This window comes from Streptomyces sp. TBY4 (genome assembly GCF_024213195.1).
Taxonomy (GTDB): domain Bacteria; phylum Actinomycetota; class Actinomycetes; order Streptomycetales; family Streptomycetaceae; genus Streptomyces.
The window spans coordinates 90,102-104,931 of the sequence record NZ_JANAVF010000011.1 but is presented as its reverse complement, the minus strand read 5'-3'; the positions used below and the strand labels follow the sequence as shown (position 1 = coordinate 104,931).

General features: G+C 71.4%; 12 protein-coding genes. 7 read left to right on the top strand and 5 right to left on the bottom strand.

The window, feature by feature from the left end; translation table 11 throughout:
* The first annotated feature begins 13 nt into the window (after positions 1-13).
* A complete protein-coding gene (locus NLX94_RS25000) occupies positions 14-1,201 on the top strand; it encodes a lipid-transfer protein (RefSeq protein WP_254385283.1) in 1,188 nt (395 codons plus the stop codon).
* A 113-nt stretch (positions 1,202-1,314) separates the two neighbouring features.
* Positions 1,315-3,018 carry a phosphodiester glycosidase family protein gene (locus tag NLX94_RS24995; protein ID WP_254385282.1) on the top strand — a complete coding sequence of 568 codons (1,704 nt, stop codon included), beginning with the start codon at positions 1,315-1,317 and terminating at the stop codon, positions 3,016-3,018.
* A 48-nt stretch (positions 3,019-3,066) separates the two neighbouring features.
* Here the strand turns inward: NLX94_RS24995 and NLX94_RS24990 are convergent, their stop codons facing one another.
* On the bottom strand, positions 3,067-4,161 hold the full coding sequence (locus tag NLX94_RS24990; RefSeq protein WP_254385281.1) for an amidohydrolase family protein: 1,095 nt from the start codon (positions 4,159-4,161) through the stop codon (positions 3,067-3,069).
* A gap of 274 nt (positions 4,162-4,435) precedes the next feature.
* On the opposite strand from NLX94_RS24990, the gene NLX94_RS24985 reads away from it, so the two are divergent.
* Positions 4,436-5,674 (top strand): cytochrome P450, encoded by a 1,239-nt coding sequence (locus NLX94_RS24985; RefSeq protein ID WP_254385473.1) that lies wholly within the window; start codon positions 4,436-4,438, stop codon positions 5,672-5,674.
* A 148-nt stretch (positions 5,675-5,822) separates the two neighbouring features.
* Here the strand turns inward: NLX94_RS24985 and NLX94_RS24980 are convergent, their stop codons facing one another.
* Positions 5,823-6,209, bottom strand: coding sequence for a DNA-binding response regulator (locus NLX94_RS24980; RefSeq protein WP_254385280.1), 387 nt, complete (start codon positions 6,207-6,209; stop codon positions 5,823-5,825).
* 775 nt (positions 6,210-6,984) lie between these two features.
* Between NLX94_RS24980 and NLX94_RS24975 the strand changes: the two genes are divergently transcribed.
* The 3 genes from NLX94_RS24975 (at position 6,985) to NLX94_RS24965 (ending at position 9,978) form a co-directional block, all read left to right on the top strand.
* Positions 6,985-7,857: a MaoC/PaaZ C-terminal domain-containing protein gene (locus NLX94_RS24975; RefSeq protein ID WP_254385279.1), complete on the top strand. Its 873-nt coding sequence runs from the start codon at positions 6,985-6,987 to the stop codon at positions 7,855-7,857.
* Positions 7,858-7,932: 75 nt separating this feature from the next.
* Positions 7,933-9,009, top strand: coding sequence for a Zn-dependent alcohol dehydrogenase (locus NLX94_RS24970; RefSeq protein ID WP_254385278.1), 1,077 nt, complete (start codon positions 7,933-7,935; stop codon positions 9,007-9,009).
* Positions 9,010-9,033: 24 nt separating this feature from the next.
* Positions 9,034-9,978: a 3-oxoacyl-ACP reductase gene (locus NLX94_RS24965; RefSeq protein WP_254385277.1), complete on the top strand. Its 945-nt coding sequence runs from the start codon at positions 9,034-9,036 to the stop codon at positions 9,976-9,978.
* Positions 9,979-10,051: 73 nt separating this feature from the next.
* Here the strand turns inward: NLX94_RS24965 and NLX94_RS24960 are convergent, their stop codons facing one another.
* The 3 genes from NLX94_RS24960 to iscB are packed head-to-tail and all read right to left on the bottom strand — an operon-like array spanning position 10,052 to position 13,177.
* A complete protein-coding gene (locus tag NLX94_RS24960; protein WP_254385276.1) occupies positions 10,052-10,681 on the bottom strand; it encodes an HAD-IA family hydrolase in 630 nt (209 codons plus the stop codon).
* A gap of 37 nt (positions 10,682-10,718) precedes the next feature.
* Positions 10,719-11,855: a hypothetical protein gene (locus NLX94_RS24955; protein WP_254385275.1), complete on the bottom strand. Its 1,137-nt coding sequence runs from the start codon at positions 11,853-11,855 to the stop codon at positions 10,719-10,721.
* Positions 11,855-13,177, bottom strand: coding sequence for an RNA-guided endonuclease IscB (gene iscB / locus NLX94_RS24950; RefSeq protein ID WP_254385274.1), 1,323 nt, complete (start codon positions 13,175-13,177; stop codon positions 11,855-11,857). The genes NLX94_RS24955 and iscB overlap by 1 nt, the downstream gene beginning before the upstream one ends.
* A 567-nt stretch (positions 13,178-13,744) precedes the next feature.
* On the opposite strand from iscB, the gene NLX94_RS24945 reads away from it, so the two are divergent.
* Positions 13,745-14,791, top strand: coding sequence for an ABC transporter substrate-binding protein (locus NLX94_RS24945; protein WP_254385273.1), 1,047 nt, complete (start codon positions 13,745-13,747; stop codon positions 14,789-14,791).
* Positions 14,792-14,830 lie beyond the last annotated feature (39 nt).

Sequence of the window (14,830 nt, the reverse complement as noted above, 5' to 3'; positions counted from 1 at the left end):
GGGCAGTGCAGGCATGAAGTCGTACATCGTGGGCGTCGGCATGACGAAGTTCGAGAAGCCCGAATCGAGGGACTGGCAGTACTGGGACATGGCGAAGGAGGCCGGTGACGCGGCGCTCGCCGACGCGGGCATCGACTACGGCTTGGTCGAGCAGGTACCCGTGGGCTACTGCTTCCAGGCCTCCACGGCCGGTCAGCGGGCCGCCTACGAACTGGGCCTGAGCGGAGTCCCCGTCTACAACGTCAACAACAACTGCGCGACGGGCTCCACCGCGCTGATGATGGCGCGGCAGTTCGTCGAGGGCGGCATCAACGACTGCGTGCTCGCGCTGGGCTTCGAGAAGATGAAGCGCGGCGCGCTCGGCGGCGGCGCGGACGGCGGGGACTTCAAGACCTCCCCGGTCGCCCGCCACTACGGGATCATGGCCGCCGGCCACGGCTTCGAGATGTCCCCGCCCACCGCGCAGATCTTCGGCAACGCGGCGCGGGAGCACATGAAGCTCTACGGGACCACGGCCGCGCAGCTGGCGGCCGTCGGGGCCAAGAACCACCGGCACTCGGCGAACAACCCGAACGCGCAGTTCCAGGACGTGTACACGGTGGAGGAGATCCTCGCCGCCAAGACCATCCACGAACCGCTGACCAAGCTCCAGTGCTCGCCGACCTCGGACGGGGCGGCGGCGGCCGTCGTCGTATCGGAACGCTTCGTGGAGCAGCACGACCTGGCCGACCGGGCGGTGGAGATCGTCGCCCAGTCCATGACGACGGACACGGAGGCGTCCTTCGCCTCCGGCTCCTGCATCGACGTGGTCGGCAAGCCGATGACCGCGGCGGCGGGGCGGGCGGTCTTCGAGTCCTCCGGCCTCGGCATCGGCGACGTGGACGTCATCGAGCTGCACGACTGCTTCTCCATCAACGAGCTGCTGACGTACGAGGCGCTCGGCATGTGCGAGGACGGCGGCGCCGGGGCGTTGATCGAGTCGGGAGCGACCACGTACGGCGGCCGCTGGGTGGTCAACCCCTCCGGCGGCCTCATCTCCAAGGGCCACCCCCTGGGCGCGACGGGCCTGGCCCAGGCGGCCGAACTCGTCTGGCAACTCCGCGGCACGGCGGGCCCCCGCCAGGTCCCCGGAGCGAGGGTCGCCCTGGCCCACAACATCGGCCTCGGCGGCGCGGCGGTGGTCACCCTCCTCCGCAAGTAGCCCCCGGCGGGCGCTCCGGTGCGGCTCTCGTACTCTGACCTGGCCAGTTCCGAGGGCCGCATTGGTGCGTCCGCCCCCCTCCTCAGAACGGTTTCGCCCATCTGAGGAGCGTCTTGCCCAGAATCCGTGGCGGCCTCGCGGCCGCCGTCGTGCTGACTTCACTGGCTTTCCTGACACCCGGCGGGTCGGCCGTCGCAGAGGACGTGACCCTCCCCGCGATGCGCATGCCGCTGGGCCCCGCCGAGCTGGAGGCCACGCCGGGTGCGATCCAAACCCTGGCGCCCGGGGTCACGTACCAGAAGTACCGCCAGGGCCAGGCGTCCGACGTGTGGTCGGTCGAGGTGGAGATCCCCTACAAGTCGGATCCCCCGGTCGAGCCCCCGCTGAAGAGCTGGGCTGTCGGCAACAAGACCTTCGCCAACGATCTGGTGGTGGCGCTGGCCGAGAACAACTTCGTGGGCCGCGTCGACTCCCGGCAGACCAAGGTCCTGAAGAAGCTCCACGACGACTATCCGGTCGGCGAGGTCTTGTACGAGCACAAGGTGCGTGTCGGGCGGTTCGCCCCGAGCGACCAGGCCGGAGCGAACCAGCTGAAGGGCCTGGTGGAGTCCGCTGGTTTCTCCGCCCGCATCGCCTACACGGGCCAGGACGGCGCCGACACCACCGGGCCGTGGGAGGTGCGGGTCGTCAAGGTGGATCCCACCGCGAACGTCGCCTTCCAGGCCGTACACGGAAAGGACGTCAGGGCGGGTGAGACGGTCCGCGACATGGCCGCGGCAGCCGGCGCGCTGGTCGCGGTCAACGCCTCCGAGTTCGAAATCAAAAAGCCGGTCCCCGAAGGGGAAGAGGACCCGCAGCCCCTGGTCTTCGACGGCGATCCCGAGGGCCTGCACGTCAATGACGGCCACCTCGTGAGCGAGCCCAACAACGGACGCACCGCCCTGCTCCTGGAGGGCCCGGGAGCCCGGGTCCGGGTCGACGAGGTCTCCTCCAAGACGCAGGTGACCGCGGCCGACGGCCAGATCCGCCAGATCGACGGCATCAACCGGGTGCCCGGCCGCAACCGCGGCTGCGGCGGGATCGGCACCGAGCGCCGAGAGGACGGGAAGGGCAAAAACCCTGAGACCGAGGCGTGGCGGGGCGCCCTGTGCGTGGACCCGAACGAGGTCGTGGTCTTCCGGCCCGAGTGGGGAGCGACGACCCCGGTGACCCCGGGCGCCGTTGACGTCGTCGTGAACAGTGGCTGGAAGGTCGTGGCCATACGTCCGCCCGGGGGCGCCATCCCCGCGACCGGCAGGGTCATGCAGGGCATCGGCGAAGGAGCGGACTGGCTCAGGGCCCACGCCCGCCCGGACGACGTCTTCAAGCCCGGCACCACCATCACCGACTCCGGGGGCAAGTCGCTGTCCGGTTCGACCTTCGACGCGGTCGCGGGTGGCGGCCCGGCCCTGGTCCGCGGCGGCAATATCCTGATCAACACGGTGCAGAACGGCATGCACAACCCGACGTACGGCACCCCGACCGGGAACATCGTCGAGCGCCACCCCCGCACGCTCGCAGGGGTCACCGCCGCCGGTGAGCTCCTCCTGGTCACCATCGACGGGCGCGATCCCGGCATCAGCATCGGCGTCACCGTGCCGGAAGCCGCCGAGGTCATGAAGTGGCTCGGAGCCAAGGACGCCGTCAGCCTGGGCAGCGGCGGCGACACCACGCTCATCGCCAAGAGCGTCCTCTACAACCGGCCCATGGACAGCTGGACCGCGAGCGGCCCCACCGAACGCAGGGTCAGCAACGCCGTCGTGGTCGTGCCGAAGTAGCCGCGACGTCCCGGGGAGCGGGCTTCCCGCTTCCCGGGACGGGTTGCCTCAGGCGCGCGCAGCCGTCAACGCAGCCAGGCTCGGCATCAGCCGTACCGCGTTGCCCCGGTTGATCCCCAGCCGGTGCGCAGCCGTCAGTACGGGATCCCCCGCCAGCGCGGGCAGCGCGATCTCCGTGACCATCTCCGCAGGACACGCTGGCCAGTCACTGCCGAAGAGCACCCGCTCGGGCGACGCCATCGCGAGCAGCGTGCCCGCCGGGGACATCGGCCCGGCGGTGTCGTAGTAGAACCGCCGCAGGTGGTCCCGGACCTTCGCGGGGTCGACCGGCGGCGTGAGCGTCCCGGCGAAGGCCTCCACCCGGGTGGCGATGTGCGGGAGGAAGCCGCCCGCGTGCGGCAGGATCACCGACAGGTTCGGGAACCGGTCCAGGGTGCCCTTGTGGATCATGTTCAGTGCGGCCCGCGTGGTGTCCAGCAGGAAGTCGCACAGGAAGTGCGGGATCCCGGGCACGGCCACCGCCCCGGGCCCGCCTCCGCCGGGCGCACCGCCCCCGCCGGGGCCAGGGCCAGGCCCACCGCCCCCGCCCGGCCCACCCCCCGCTCCCGCGGGCCCGCCCACCCCCGGCAGGTTGTGGGGGTGCGTGTCCACCACCGCGGACCGCTCGTCCAGCTCGGCGAAGAGCCGGTCGTAGGACGGGTCCCCGAGGTAGACGCCGCCGTAGTTCGCCGTCACGTTCACCCCGACCGCCCCCGCCTCGTCGAGCCCGTACCGCAGGGCCCAGGACGCGGTCTCCGGGTCGTCGAGGAAGAGCGGGGCGTGGAACGCGAACCGTCCGGGATGCGCCTCCACCACCTCCGCCGCAGCCCGCAGGGTCACCGCCGTGGCCTCGCGCAGCTGCGCGGACGTCGCGTAGCGCGCCGGCAGCATCGGTTTGAGGACGGCGGTGGCGATCCCCGCCCGGTCCATGAGGTCCAGGGCCGCCGCGGAGTCCCAGCGGGCCCACGGCGGCAGGGCCTTGCGGTGGGCCAGGCCCCGGCCCTCGGCCCACTCCAGCCACTGCGGGGCGCAGAAGTGGTGGTGGACGTCGATCCTGCTGCGGCTGCCGTCGTCCGGCGGGGTGATGTCTGAGATGTCCGGCATGAGGGGGACCTTAGGGCGGGGCCGCGCGGGTGGGTGCGGGGCAGGTCGGGGACCCGTCCGATCCGCTCAGGCGGGCGTAGTTTCGGGCCCGAACGGGGTAATCCCCGTTTTCCGGCGTTTTCCGTCCGGGGGGCGGAGGGAGTGAGGTGGCTGGACAGTCGAGCCCCACGAGAGGTCTGAGCCCGTGACGACCGAACCCGCAGTGGCAGTGAGCGACGGCCTCCCCGTCGTCCCCGTCGGCCTCCCGGTCGCAGAAGCCGTGGCGGCCGTGTCCATGGGCACGCCGGAGTACCGTACGTGCCCCTACCCGGTCTACCAGTCCCTGCGCGAGCAGGCCCCCGTCTGCAAGCTGACCACGCGCCACGGGGTGGACACGTATCTCATCACCCGGTACGAGGACGCCCGGCTCGCGCTGTCCGATCCGCGCATCGGCAAGGACATGCACGAGGGCATCGACATCTACCACGCGGTCTTCGGGGACACCTGTGACGCCCTCGACGACAACCTGATCTTCGCCGACCCCCCGCGCCACACCCGGCTGCGCCACATCGCCCACGAGGCTTTCACCCCGCGCCACGTCAAACTGCTGCGCCCGCGGATCGAGCAGCTCGCCGGCGAACTGCTCGACCGGTGCCCGACGGACGCCCCCGTCGACCTGATGACCTCCTTCGCCCTGCCCCTCCCCGTCATGGTCATCTGCGAACTGCTGGGCATCGTCGGGGACGAACGCACCGAGGTCCTGAAGTGGTTCGGACAGGTGACCCGCTCCCGGTTCAGCAAGGACATGGCCGGTGAACTGGCCGAGGCGGAGCACTGGCTGCGGAACTACTTCCTCGGCCTGGTGGCCCGCAAGCGCGCCGAGCCCGCGGACGACTTCCTCACCGTGCTGATCCAGACGCAGCACGAGGACGGGGCCCTGACCGACGACGAACTCGTCTCGATGATGTGGGTCCTGCTCTTCGCGGGACACAAGACCACCACGTACCAGATCGGCAACGCGGTCTTCTCCCTACTCGCCCACCCCGAGCAGCTGGCGCTCGTCCGGGCGGACCGGGGGCTGCTGCCCCAGGCGGTCGAGGAGCTCGTCCGGTACGAGTGCTCCGTGGAGACCTCCACCTTCCGCTACGCCCTGGAGGACGTGGAGATCGGGGGAGTCGCCGTCCCGAAGGGCGCCCTGGTCCAGATCGCGATCTCCTCCGCCAACCGCGACCCGGAGAAGTTCGCCGAGCCGGACACCCTGGACGTGACCCGCAAGGGGCTCCAGAGCACCCACCTCGGCTTCGGCCACGGCCCCCACTACTGCCTCGGCGCCCCGCTCGCCCGCATGGAACTGGAAACCGCGCTGACGGCCCTGCTCGACCGCTTCCCCGACATGGTCCTGGCCACCCCGGAGCCGGGCCACGAGGAGTGGCTGAAGGGCCCGTTCCCGGCCTTCCGCGGCCTGGAACGGCTCCCGGTGGCCCTGGACCCGTCCCGCACGGTCGACGACTGGACGGCCCCCGCCCCGAACTGACCCACCGGCACGCACTCCATCCGCCCCGCGGATCCTCCGAAAGGATCCACGGGGCGGACCCGTGCCCGGCCGAACCCACGAGTCCTACGGGGCCTACGGGCCTACGGGCCTGCGGGACCTACGGCGCCCGCGGGGTCAGCAGTCGGCCCTACGGTGCCTGCGGTGCACGCGGCGCCTCCAGCGCCGGGTCGACCACCGACTCCCCCCGGGAGGCACGGCGGATGCCGTCCGCGAGGTCCTCGACGGGGCCGTCCCGCAGCACCAGGCCGGCCGCACCGGCGGCGAGGGCGGCCTCCGGCAGGCCCGGGTGGGCGGAGCCCGTCAGCACCAGGATCCGGCACTCCGGATCGTCCGCCAGCAGCTCCGGGACCCGCTCCACCGACTCCGTCAGCGCCACCGCCGGGCGGGCCAGCGCCGACGTCACGACCTCGATGTCCGGCTGAAGACCCAGGAGGACCGCCAGAGCCGGGTTCGGCGGATCCAGGAGCACCCGCAGGGATCGGGCGGGGCGCTGCGAAACGGGCATTTCGTCCATCCGGCCAGGGTAGGGCCTCAGGCGTGCCACACGCCCGGCGCCGCGAAGAAGCAGACGGCGGCGACCGGCACCACCCACGGCGGCGTCCCGTTCCGCCGCGCGGAGCGGGACGCACGGGCCAGGACGCGCGCGTTGAGCAGTCCCGCGGTCTGGAAATGGGAAAGTGCCGGTCTTTGCGGACGGGGGGAGCATGGCCCGGCGGTAAAGGGAGCGGAAAGGGTGAAGTCGAAGGACACGGACCATCAGGTTCCGGACCGTTGCTTGATCCTAATTCCGCAGGTCACCGCAGCACTGGGGCACCCGCGGGGGTGACGGCGCCGTTCGGGAGGCCCGTGATGCGCAGTGGATTCGGAAAATCCGGAGGGCGCATTCGGGCACCACGGGGAATTGCGCCGCCTGGTGGGCCCCTCCATTCCGAACCGGAGCCCGAAATCCCTTGCGGACGCGGCGGGTCGGGGCGGCGGGTCCGCAGCCACTGGCCGGGTGGTCATGCCGGGCGGCCCCGTTCGAGGCGTGTTCCGGGGGTGTTCGGCCCGTCGGGGAAGCGCATCTGACGCAGAGTCAGACGCAGGGTCAGCGGTCTTCCCAAGTGCTGGGGCGTGCGTTATACATTCCTTCACCGGGCAACCTAGAACGCGTTCTAGACCGCCGGGTCCCGCATACGACCTCGGTGCGGCCGACGGTGCGGACGGCCGCGCCGAGGTCTTCCAGGGTGCCGCGCTTCCCCGGCCGGCGCCTCAAAGACGGTGTCTCCAACACAGGGAGCAGCACGCCCATGCCGATCGATGCCGCCAAGGCCCTCGCCGCCGAACCCCGCAAGGGGAACATCGCCTGGGACCACAAGGACATCCAGCTCTACCACCTCGGACTCGGCGCGGGGACCTCCCCGAACAACCCCGGGGCCGCCACCGACCCCGACGAGCTGCGCTACACCCTGGAGTCCAAGCTCCACGTGCTCCCCAGCTTCGCGACCGTCGCCGGCGCCGGCATGGCCATGATGGGCGGCCTCGCCGCCCCCGGCATCGAGGTCAACCTCGCCCACGTGCTGCACGGCGGCCAGTCCATCGAGCTGCACCGGCCCATCCCCGTCAAGGGGGAGGCCGCCTCCACCGCCAAGGTCGCGGCGATCTACGACAAGGGCAAGGCCGCCGTGATCGTCCTGCGCACCGAGGTCGCGGACGCCGACGGGCCGCTGTGGACCTCCGACGCGTCGATCTTCGTACGCGGTGAAGGAGGCTTCGGCGGCGACCGCGGACCCTCCGTCGCCGCCGAGCAGCCCGAGCGGGCCCCCGACCGGGTGGAGGAGCGCAGGATCCGCGAGGAGCAGGCGCTGCTGTACCGCCTCTCCGGAGACTGGAACCCGCTCCACGCCGACCCCGAGTTCGCCAAGCTGGCCGGCTTCGACCAGCCGATCCTGCACGGCCTGTGCTCGTACGGAATGACCCTCAAGACCGTGGTCGACACCCTCCTCGACGGCGACGTGTCCCGCGTCCGCGCCTACCGCACCCGCTTCGCCGGGATCGTCTTCCCCGGCGAGACCCTGCGGATCCGGATGTGGCGGGAGCCCGGCCGCGTCCTCGTCACGGTGAGCGCCGCCGACCGGGACGACGCCCCGGTCCTCGCCGACACCGTCGTCGAACACGGCTGAGCGGACGGACGGACCAGCCACAGCCGCAGCAGAAGCACGCGAGAAACCCCGCACACCCACAGAAGGAGCCGCACCGTGCGCGCAGCACTGCAGAGCGAGATAGGCCAGGACAAGCTCGAGGTCGTCGAGGACATGCAGGCCGTGGGCTTCGGCCCCGGCAAGGTCAAGATCCGGGTCAAGGCCACCGGCCTGTGCCACTCCGACCTCTCCGCGATGAGCGGCGTCCTCCCGCAGCCCGCCCCCTTCATCCCGGGCCACGAGGGCTCCGGCGTCATCACCGACGTCGGCGACGGGGTCACCAGCCACAAGATCGGCGACCGGGTCCTGGTCTGCTGGCTCCCGCCCTGCGGGCACTGTCCCTCCTGCAAGCGCGGCCAGGGCCACCTGTGCCTGGAGGCCTTCGGCAACGTGGCCACCCCCAACTTCCAGCGCGGCGACAACCCCATCTTCGGCTTCGCCGGCACCGGCACCTTCGCCGAGGAGATGGTGGTCCCGGCGGGCTGCGCCGTACCGATCCCCGACGACGTGCCCTTCGACATCGCCGCCCTGATCGGCTGCGGAGTCACCACCGGCCTCGGAGCCGCCATCAACACCGCCGACGTGGAGGCCGGTTCCTCGGTCGCCGTCATCGGCTGCGGCGGCGTCGGCATCTCCGTCATCCAGGGCGCCAAGGTCCAGGGTGCCGCCCAGATCATCGCCGTCGACCCCGTCGCCTCCCGGCGCGAGGCCGCGCTGCGCTTCGGCGCCACCGAGGCGGTCTCCCCGGAGGAGTTCGCCGACGCCAAGAACCGCATCACCGCCGGCGAGGGCTTCGACTACGTCTTCGAGGTCGTCGGCAAGTCCGCGACCACCAAGACCGCCTACGACATGACCCGCCGCGGCGGCTCCGTCGTCGTGGTCGGCGCGGGCGCCCTCGACGACAACTACTCGATCAACATGTTCTCCCTCTTCTTCGACGAGAAGAAGATCCTGCCGTCGATGTACGGCGGGGGCGACGTGCTCCGCTCCTACGAGCGCACCATCGCGCTGTGGCGGGCCGGCCGGGTGGACCTGGCGGGCCTGATCACGCACCGCGTGCAGCTCGCCGAGATCAACGACGCGCTCGACCAGATGCGTACGGGCGTCGCCCTGCGCACCTGCATCGAACTCTGACCCGTTTCGAGAGGAACCGTACGGATGTCACTGCCACTTGAGGGACTCGTCGCCATCGTCACCGGCGCCGGCCGCGGCCTCGGCCGGTCCGAGGCGATCGAACTCGCCCGGCTCGGCGCGAGCGTGGTCGTCAACGACTTCGGGCAGCCCGGCCGCGACGGCTCCGGCGAGGCCTCGGCCGCACCGGCGGAGGAGGTCGCGGCGGAGATCCGCGCCGCGGGCGGACAGGCGGTGGCGCACCTCGGTGACGTGGCCGACTTCGAGCAGGCGCGCGAGCTGGTCGAGCTGGCGGTGAACAGCTACGGCAAGCTCGACATCCTGGTCAACAACGCGGGCATCCTGCGCGACCGGATGGTCTTCTCGATGTCGGAGGCGGAGTGGGACTCGGTCATCCGGGTCCACCTCAAGGGCCACTTCAACACCACCCACTTCGCCTCCGTGCACTGGCGCGAACGCTCCAAGGCAGCCGGCGGACCGGTCTACGGCCGGATCATCAACACCTCCTCCGAGGCCTTCCTCGGCGGCTCGGCCGGCCAGCCCAACTACGCGGCGGCCAAGGGCGGCATCGTGGGCCTCACCACGTCCACCGCCCTGGCCCTCGCCAAGTACGGGGTGACGGCCAACGCCATCTGCCCGCGCGCCCGTACCCGTATGACCGAGGACGTCTTCGCGGGCTTCCAGGTCCCGGAGGAGGGCAAGCTCGACGCCCTCGCCCCCGAGCACGTCTCCCCGCTCGTCGGCTACCTGGCCTCCCCGGCCTCGGCCAAGGCCAACGGCCAGCTGTTCGTCGTCCACGGCGGCATAGTCGTCGTCATGGAACGCCCCAAGGTGGCGGCCAAGTTCGACACCACCAAGGAGTCCTTCTCCTACGAGGAACTCGACGAGGTCCTCACCCCGCACTACGACTCCCGCCCCGGAGGCGAAACCTTCGCGGCAGCAGAAGTCCTCGGCCTCAAGCACGACGGCTGACCGGCACGGGCACCCCCGGTGGGGGCGGCGGACCCTCGGGCCCTCCGCCCCCACCGGCTTGCCCGCACGCCCCTCACCGCGCGAGCGCGAAGGCCAGCGGCCCGTGCAGGTCGCCCGGCTCCCGGTAGTGCACGCCGGTCATCCCCAGCGCGACGGCCGCCTCGATGTTCTCCAGCCGGTCGTCGATGAACAGGCACCGGTCCACGGCAGCACCCGCGAGCCCGGCCGCGATCTCGTAGATCTCCCGGTCGGGCTTGGCCACGCCCACCCGGGCGCTGCTCACCACGTGATCGGCGAGGTCCGCCAGCCCCATCGCCTCCAGGTCGTCCTCCAGGTCGAGGGTCGCGTTGGTGACCAGGACCAGCGGCGTGCCCGACGCCCTGACCCGGCGCAGCATCGCCACCACCGTCCCGTCGGCCGAGAACGGCGACCCGGCGAAGGCCCGCGCCAGTTCGTCAGCCCGGACCGGCGACAGCCTGTCGTCCTTGGCGAGCTCGGCCGCGACCGCGTGCACCCACTGCTCCGGGGTGGTGCGCCCCAGGAGCAGCGGACCGTCCAGGGCGGGAGCGAAGGCGACGGCCGAGGTCGTGCCCCGGGGGAGGCCGGCCGAGGCCTCCAGCGCGGTCACGTGCGCCGTGTCGTAGAAGCGGATCACGTTGTCGAGGTCGCAGAGGACCGCGTCGTACGGCTTGGAGTTCGTCACCGGGCCTGGATAGCAGACGCCCGGAAGCGGGAGGCGCTCACCCCAGCGGGGCCTGCTGCAAGGGGACCGGGCGGGCCGGGGCCGGGGGGAGGGGGATCGGGTCCAGGCGGATGGGTGGGGGCGGGGAGACCGGAAGGGTCATGCCCAGGAGGCCGCAGGGGGTTTCGGGGGTGGCGTACGGGAGGTGCAGGCGGCCTTCCGGGGTCCAGCGGCCCGTCGCGCCGAGCCAGCCGGCCGGGGCGCCGAGTCGGAACACGTGCCGGTCGGCGGGGCGCCACAGGGCCAGCCCGGCCACGGAGCCGCCGTAGCCGTCCCCGGCCTCGTCCACCCGCAGGGCGACCCCGCAGTTCTCCGGCATCAGCACCTGCCCCGGCTGCACCGCGAACGGCGTCGCCGTGGCCCCGACGGCCCGCAGGCACTCCGGGAACCGCACCGGCCGGGCGCTGCCCAGGACCCCCCAGCCGAGCCGGAGTTCGCCCGGCGCGTCCGAGCGGATCAGCAGCAGCCCGCTGTCGGCGTCGGCCAGCAGCAGCCGGTCGTTGCTGGCCTCCGCGATCTGGAGCAGCGGCGAGATCTCCCCGGCCCGCCGCAGGTCCACCGCCACCGCCTTGGTCACCGGCCCGCCCGGGCCGTCCAGCTCGCGGTCCAGCGCCAGCAGCCGGCCGGTCCGGTCCAGCCAGACCCCGCCCGAACAGCGCCCCGGGATCCGGGCGACCCGCTCCGGCCCGAAGGGGACCCCGGCCACCTGCCACACCGTGGTCGCGTCGGCCCCCACGGCCAGGGCGAAGGCCCCGTGCCCGTCGGGGGAGGGGGGCAGCAGGGTGACCCGTACGCCCTCGGCCACCGGAATCGCACCGAGCTGCAGCTCCCCGGTCCGGGGCCCGGCCCCCGCCTCGCCGCCGCCCGTCGGGTACAGCAGCGCGAAGGCGTGCCGCTCCGCGACCCGCCGGTGGATCAGCACCCGCCCGTCGGCCAGCGGCAGCACCTCGCTGTCACCCTCCTCGGGCTGCGCGAGCGGCAGCGGCACCGCATACGGCTCGGGCCCGCTCAGCGTCCAGCGCTCCGGATAGCGTGCGTCGCCCTCCCCGGCGAGCCGGGCGGCATAGGACCCGTCCGCGGCGATGGTGAACGGGGTCGCGGTCGTCTTCTCGTCGAGGACGCAGGCAGCGGTCATCAGTCGTTTCTTCCTTCGTGGACGCTCTCTGCTTCGGGCCGGGTGGTGTAGGCGTATCCGTCGGCTCGCTGGAGGAGACGGAAGTGTCTGTGTCCGATGCTCTGAACGAGACCGTGTGCGGTTCTGATGTCGAAGCTGCCGTTGGCGCGGACAGCGACCCGGCCGGTGTGGGTGCCGGCCTTCTTGCCGGTGGGGACGACGGCACGGGCGAAGTCTCCGGTCTGGTAGCCGAAGAACTGCTTCTGCCTGGGCCGACGGAGGCGCGGGAAGCCGTACTTGTCGGGGCAGGTGCGGGCGTAGGTGCCGCGCCCGGTTGCGGCGACGGCGAGGACGCGGGTCGGGATACGGGTGACGGCTTCGAGCGTGCCGACACACAGAGCGTCGAGGGTGTGGGTCTTCGGCGTGCCGGTCCGCTGCCGGTTCCACTTCGTGCGGCCACCGGATGCCGTGCGCACCACGGGGAATGCTGCGTCGAGGGCGCGCCACAGTTCCCAGCGGGTGGCGTTGACGGCTGCCGCGTCCCGGAGCGGGGTTTTTGCCTGGGCGAGGACCCGGGTCAACAGGCGCGGGGAGTCCTTGAGGAAGTCTTCGACGGGCTGGTTGGACTTCTTCTCGTTGCAGGGGACGCAGGCGATGCACAGGTTGGAGATGCGGTCGCTGCCGCCGCGTGAGCGGGGGTGGATGTGGTCGATGTTGAGGGGGACGCCTGTGACGCAGCAATAGGCGCAGGCCCTCCGCCACTTGGCGAGGAGGTATTCGCGGGCTTCTGTGCTGTGCAGGGTGCCGTGCTGGTACTCGGCGCCCTCCAGTGGTCCGCCTTGGGCCATGGCGTGGGTGTCGAACGCGACGCGCTCCACGTGCACCGCGCGGACGGGAGTCCAGCGTGCGATCCGGGTGGTCCACGACATGGTGGTGTCCACACGGTGACGCAGCGAAGGAGCGAGCCAGCCCTTGGGGCGGGCGCGATTGGAGAAGCGGGGAGCACGGTGGCGCAGATTGCGGCTCCGTCTCCCGCGCCGGTAGCCGGCGCGAGTGGTGAGTTTGTCGCGTATCCGGCCACCTCGGTGGGCGAGTTCTACCGCATACAGGCCGCGGCGCTCACCGTCCTTCGCGGTGAAGACAGCGACGCCGGTGTGCTTGGAGCCGGGGTCGATCCCCAGTTCCACACCGTCCACCTGGGATTCGGAGACCGTGCGGGTTTTGAGCCGGATGACGAACGGAGTGTGCCGGGCTACGACGGCCCGGCCCTGGTTGAGCAGTTTGCGGGCCCTTGCGGGGCTGGTGGGCTGGAGCGGTCTGCCGTGTTGGTCCAGGACGAACACGACAGGGTGGCCTTCACGGGCCTTCTCCCCAACCTTGCGGTTGGGGGTGACGCCACCGATTCCAGGTGAGGCATCGGTGGTCTCCCCTCGCACATGTTCCACGCCGGTTACCGCACGAGTGCGGCGTTCGAGTCCCGTTTCGTCCCCGATCCGGGGGGTGTCTGCTGACTCGAATTCCAGAGCAGCCCGCTGAGGAAGCACGGACTGGTGGGTCTTCTCGCCTACGTGGAACGTAGCCAACTTCGTTCACCTCCACATGCGCGTTGGCTGGTGCTGGTAACGGCAGCTGCCAGCGCTGGGCTGACAGTCCCTCCCTCAGGAGGAGGATCCCGTTACGACAGACAGTCATCTACAGCGGACCTTCGGCGAACCTAGTGATCGCGCTTCCCCCCGGACAACGCGACAATCTCCGCTTCACACATACGGGTGGCGGGGTGGCGATTCGCCTGTGGGGGAGGAGGCGATTGTGCTGTGCGATATCGGGGCGTTTAGGGTGAGGAGGCTGGTTAGGTACACCTAACCCGCTTTTCTGGTCTTTGCCCGCTCCCCATCCTCAGGAGATCTCCCATGTCCCTCCGACGCCGCGGATCTGCCGCCGTCGCCCTCGCCGCTGCCGCCGCGCTCGTCCTCACCGCCTGCGGAGGCCAGGACGACAAGGCGGCGAAGCCGGGCAAGGAGGCCGCGGCCGGGGGCACCGAGAAGAAGGCCGCGGCGCAGGGCGGGAAGGACTTCTCCGACGCGGCGAAGAAGACGGCGGCCTTCGGGACCACCGCGGCGGCCGGGCAGTTCCCGCGGACGATCACCCACGCCATGGGCTCCACCGAGCTCAAGGCCGCGCCGAAGCGGGTCGTGGTCCTCGACGTCGGCGAGCTCGACAACGTCGTCTCCCTCGGGATGCAGCCCGTCGGCTACGCGCCCACCGAGGGCGACGAGGGCATACCCGGGTACCTGAAGAAGGACGCCGGCGAGCCCAAGTCCGTCGGCACCATCAACAGCCTCAACCTCGAAGCGATCAACGCCCTCAAGCCCGACCTGATCCTCGGCAGCCAGCTCCGCTCCGCGGACAAGTACGACGCGCTCTCCAAGATCGCCCCCACCGTCTTCTCCATCCGCCCCGGCTTCCCGTGGAAGGAGAACTACCTCCTCAACGCCGCCGCCCTCGACAGGACCGCCGAGGCCAAGGCCAAGCTCGACGCCTACCAGGCCAAGGCCGCCAAGCTCGGCGCGGACCTCGGCGAGAAGAAGCCGACCGTCACGATGCTGCGCTACATGCCGGGCAAGACCCGCCTGTACGCCGGCGCCTCCTTCATCGGCACGATCCTGAAGGACTCCGGCATCCCGCGCCCGCAGAACCAGCAGGTCGAGGACCTCGCGGTGGAGGTCAGCCCGGAGCGCATGGACGAGGCCGCCGCCGACTGGATCTTCACCGGCGTCTACGGGGCCAAGGACAAGACCAAGCGCGACTCCGCCGAGTCCAACCCGCTGTGGAAGGGCCTGGAGGCCGTGAAGCAGGGCCAGGCCAAGGACGTCCCGGACGAGACCTGGTACCTGGGCCTCGGCGTCACCGCCGCCGACAAGGTCCTGGACGACCTGCGGGGCTTCCTCGTCAAGTAGGTCCCAGGTTTCAGCTGGGCCGCACGGCCGGCCGGCCCC

Excerpts from the sequence above, each read along its gene's own strand:
- NLX94_RS25000 (WP_254385283.1), top strand. The coding sequence starts at position 14 with ATGAAGTCGTACATCGTGGGCGTCGGCATGACGAAGTTCGAGAAGCCC.
- NLX94_RS24990 (WP_254385281.1), bottom strand. The coding sequence starts at position 4,161 with ATGCCGGACATCTCAGACATCACCCCGCCGGACGACGGCAGCCGCAGC.
- NLX94_RS24985 (WP_254385473.1), top strand. The coding sequence starts at position 4,436 with ATGGGCACGCCGGAGTACCGTACGTGCCCCTACCCGGTCTACCAGTCC.
- NLX94_RS24980 (WP_254385280.1), bottom strand. The coding sequence starts at position 6,209 with ATGGACGAAATGCCCGTTTCGCAGCGCCCCGCCCGATCCCTGCGGGTG.
- NLX94_RS24975 (WP_254385279.1), top strand. The coding sequence starts at position 6,985 with ATGCCGATCGATGCCGCCAAGGCCCTCGCCGCCGAACCCCGCAAGGGG.
- NLX94_RS24965 (WP_254385277.1), top strand. The coding sequence starts at position 9,034 with ATGTCACTGCCACTTGAGGGACTCGTCGCCATCGTCACCGGCGCCGGC.
- NLX94_RS24955 (WP_254385275.1), bottom strand. The coding sequence starts at position 11,855 with ATGACCGCTGCCTGCGTCCTCGACGAGAAGACGACCGCGACCCCGTTC.
- NLX94_RS24945 (WP_254385273.1), top strand. The coding sequence starts at position 13,745 with ATGTCCCTCCGACGCCGCGGATCTGCCGCCGTCGCCCTCGCCGCTGCC.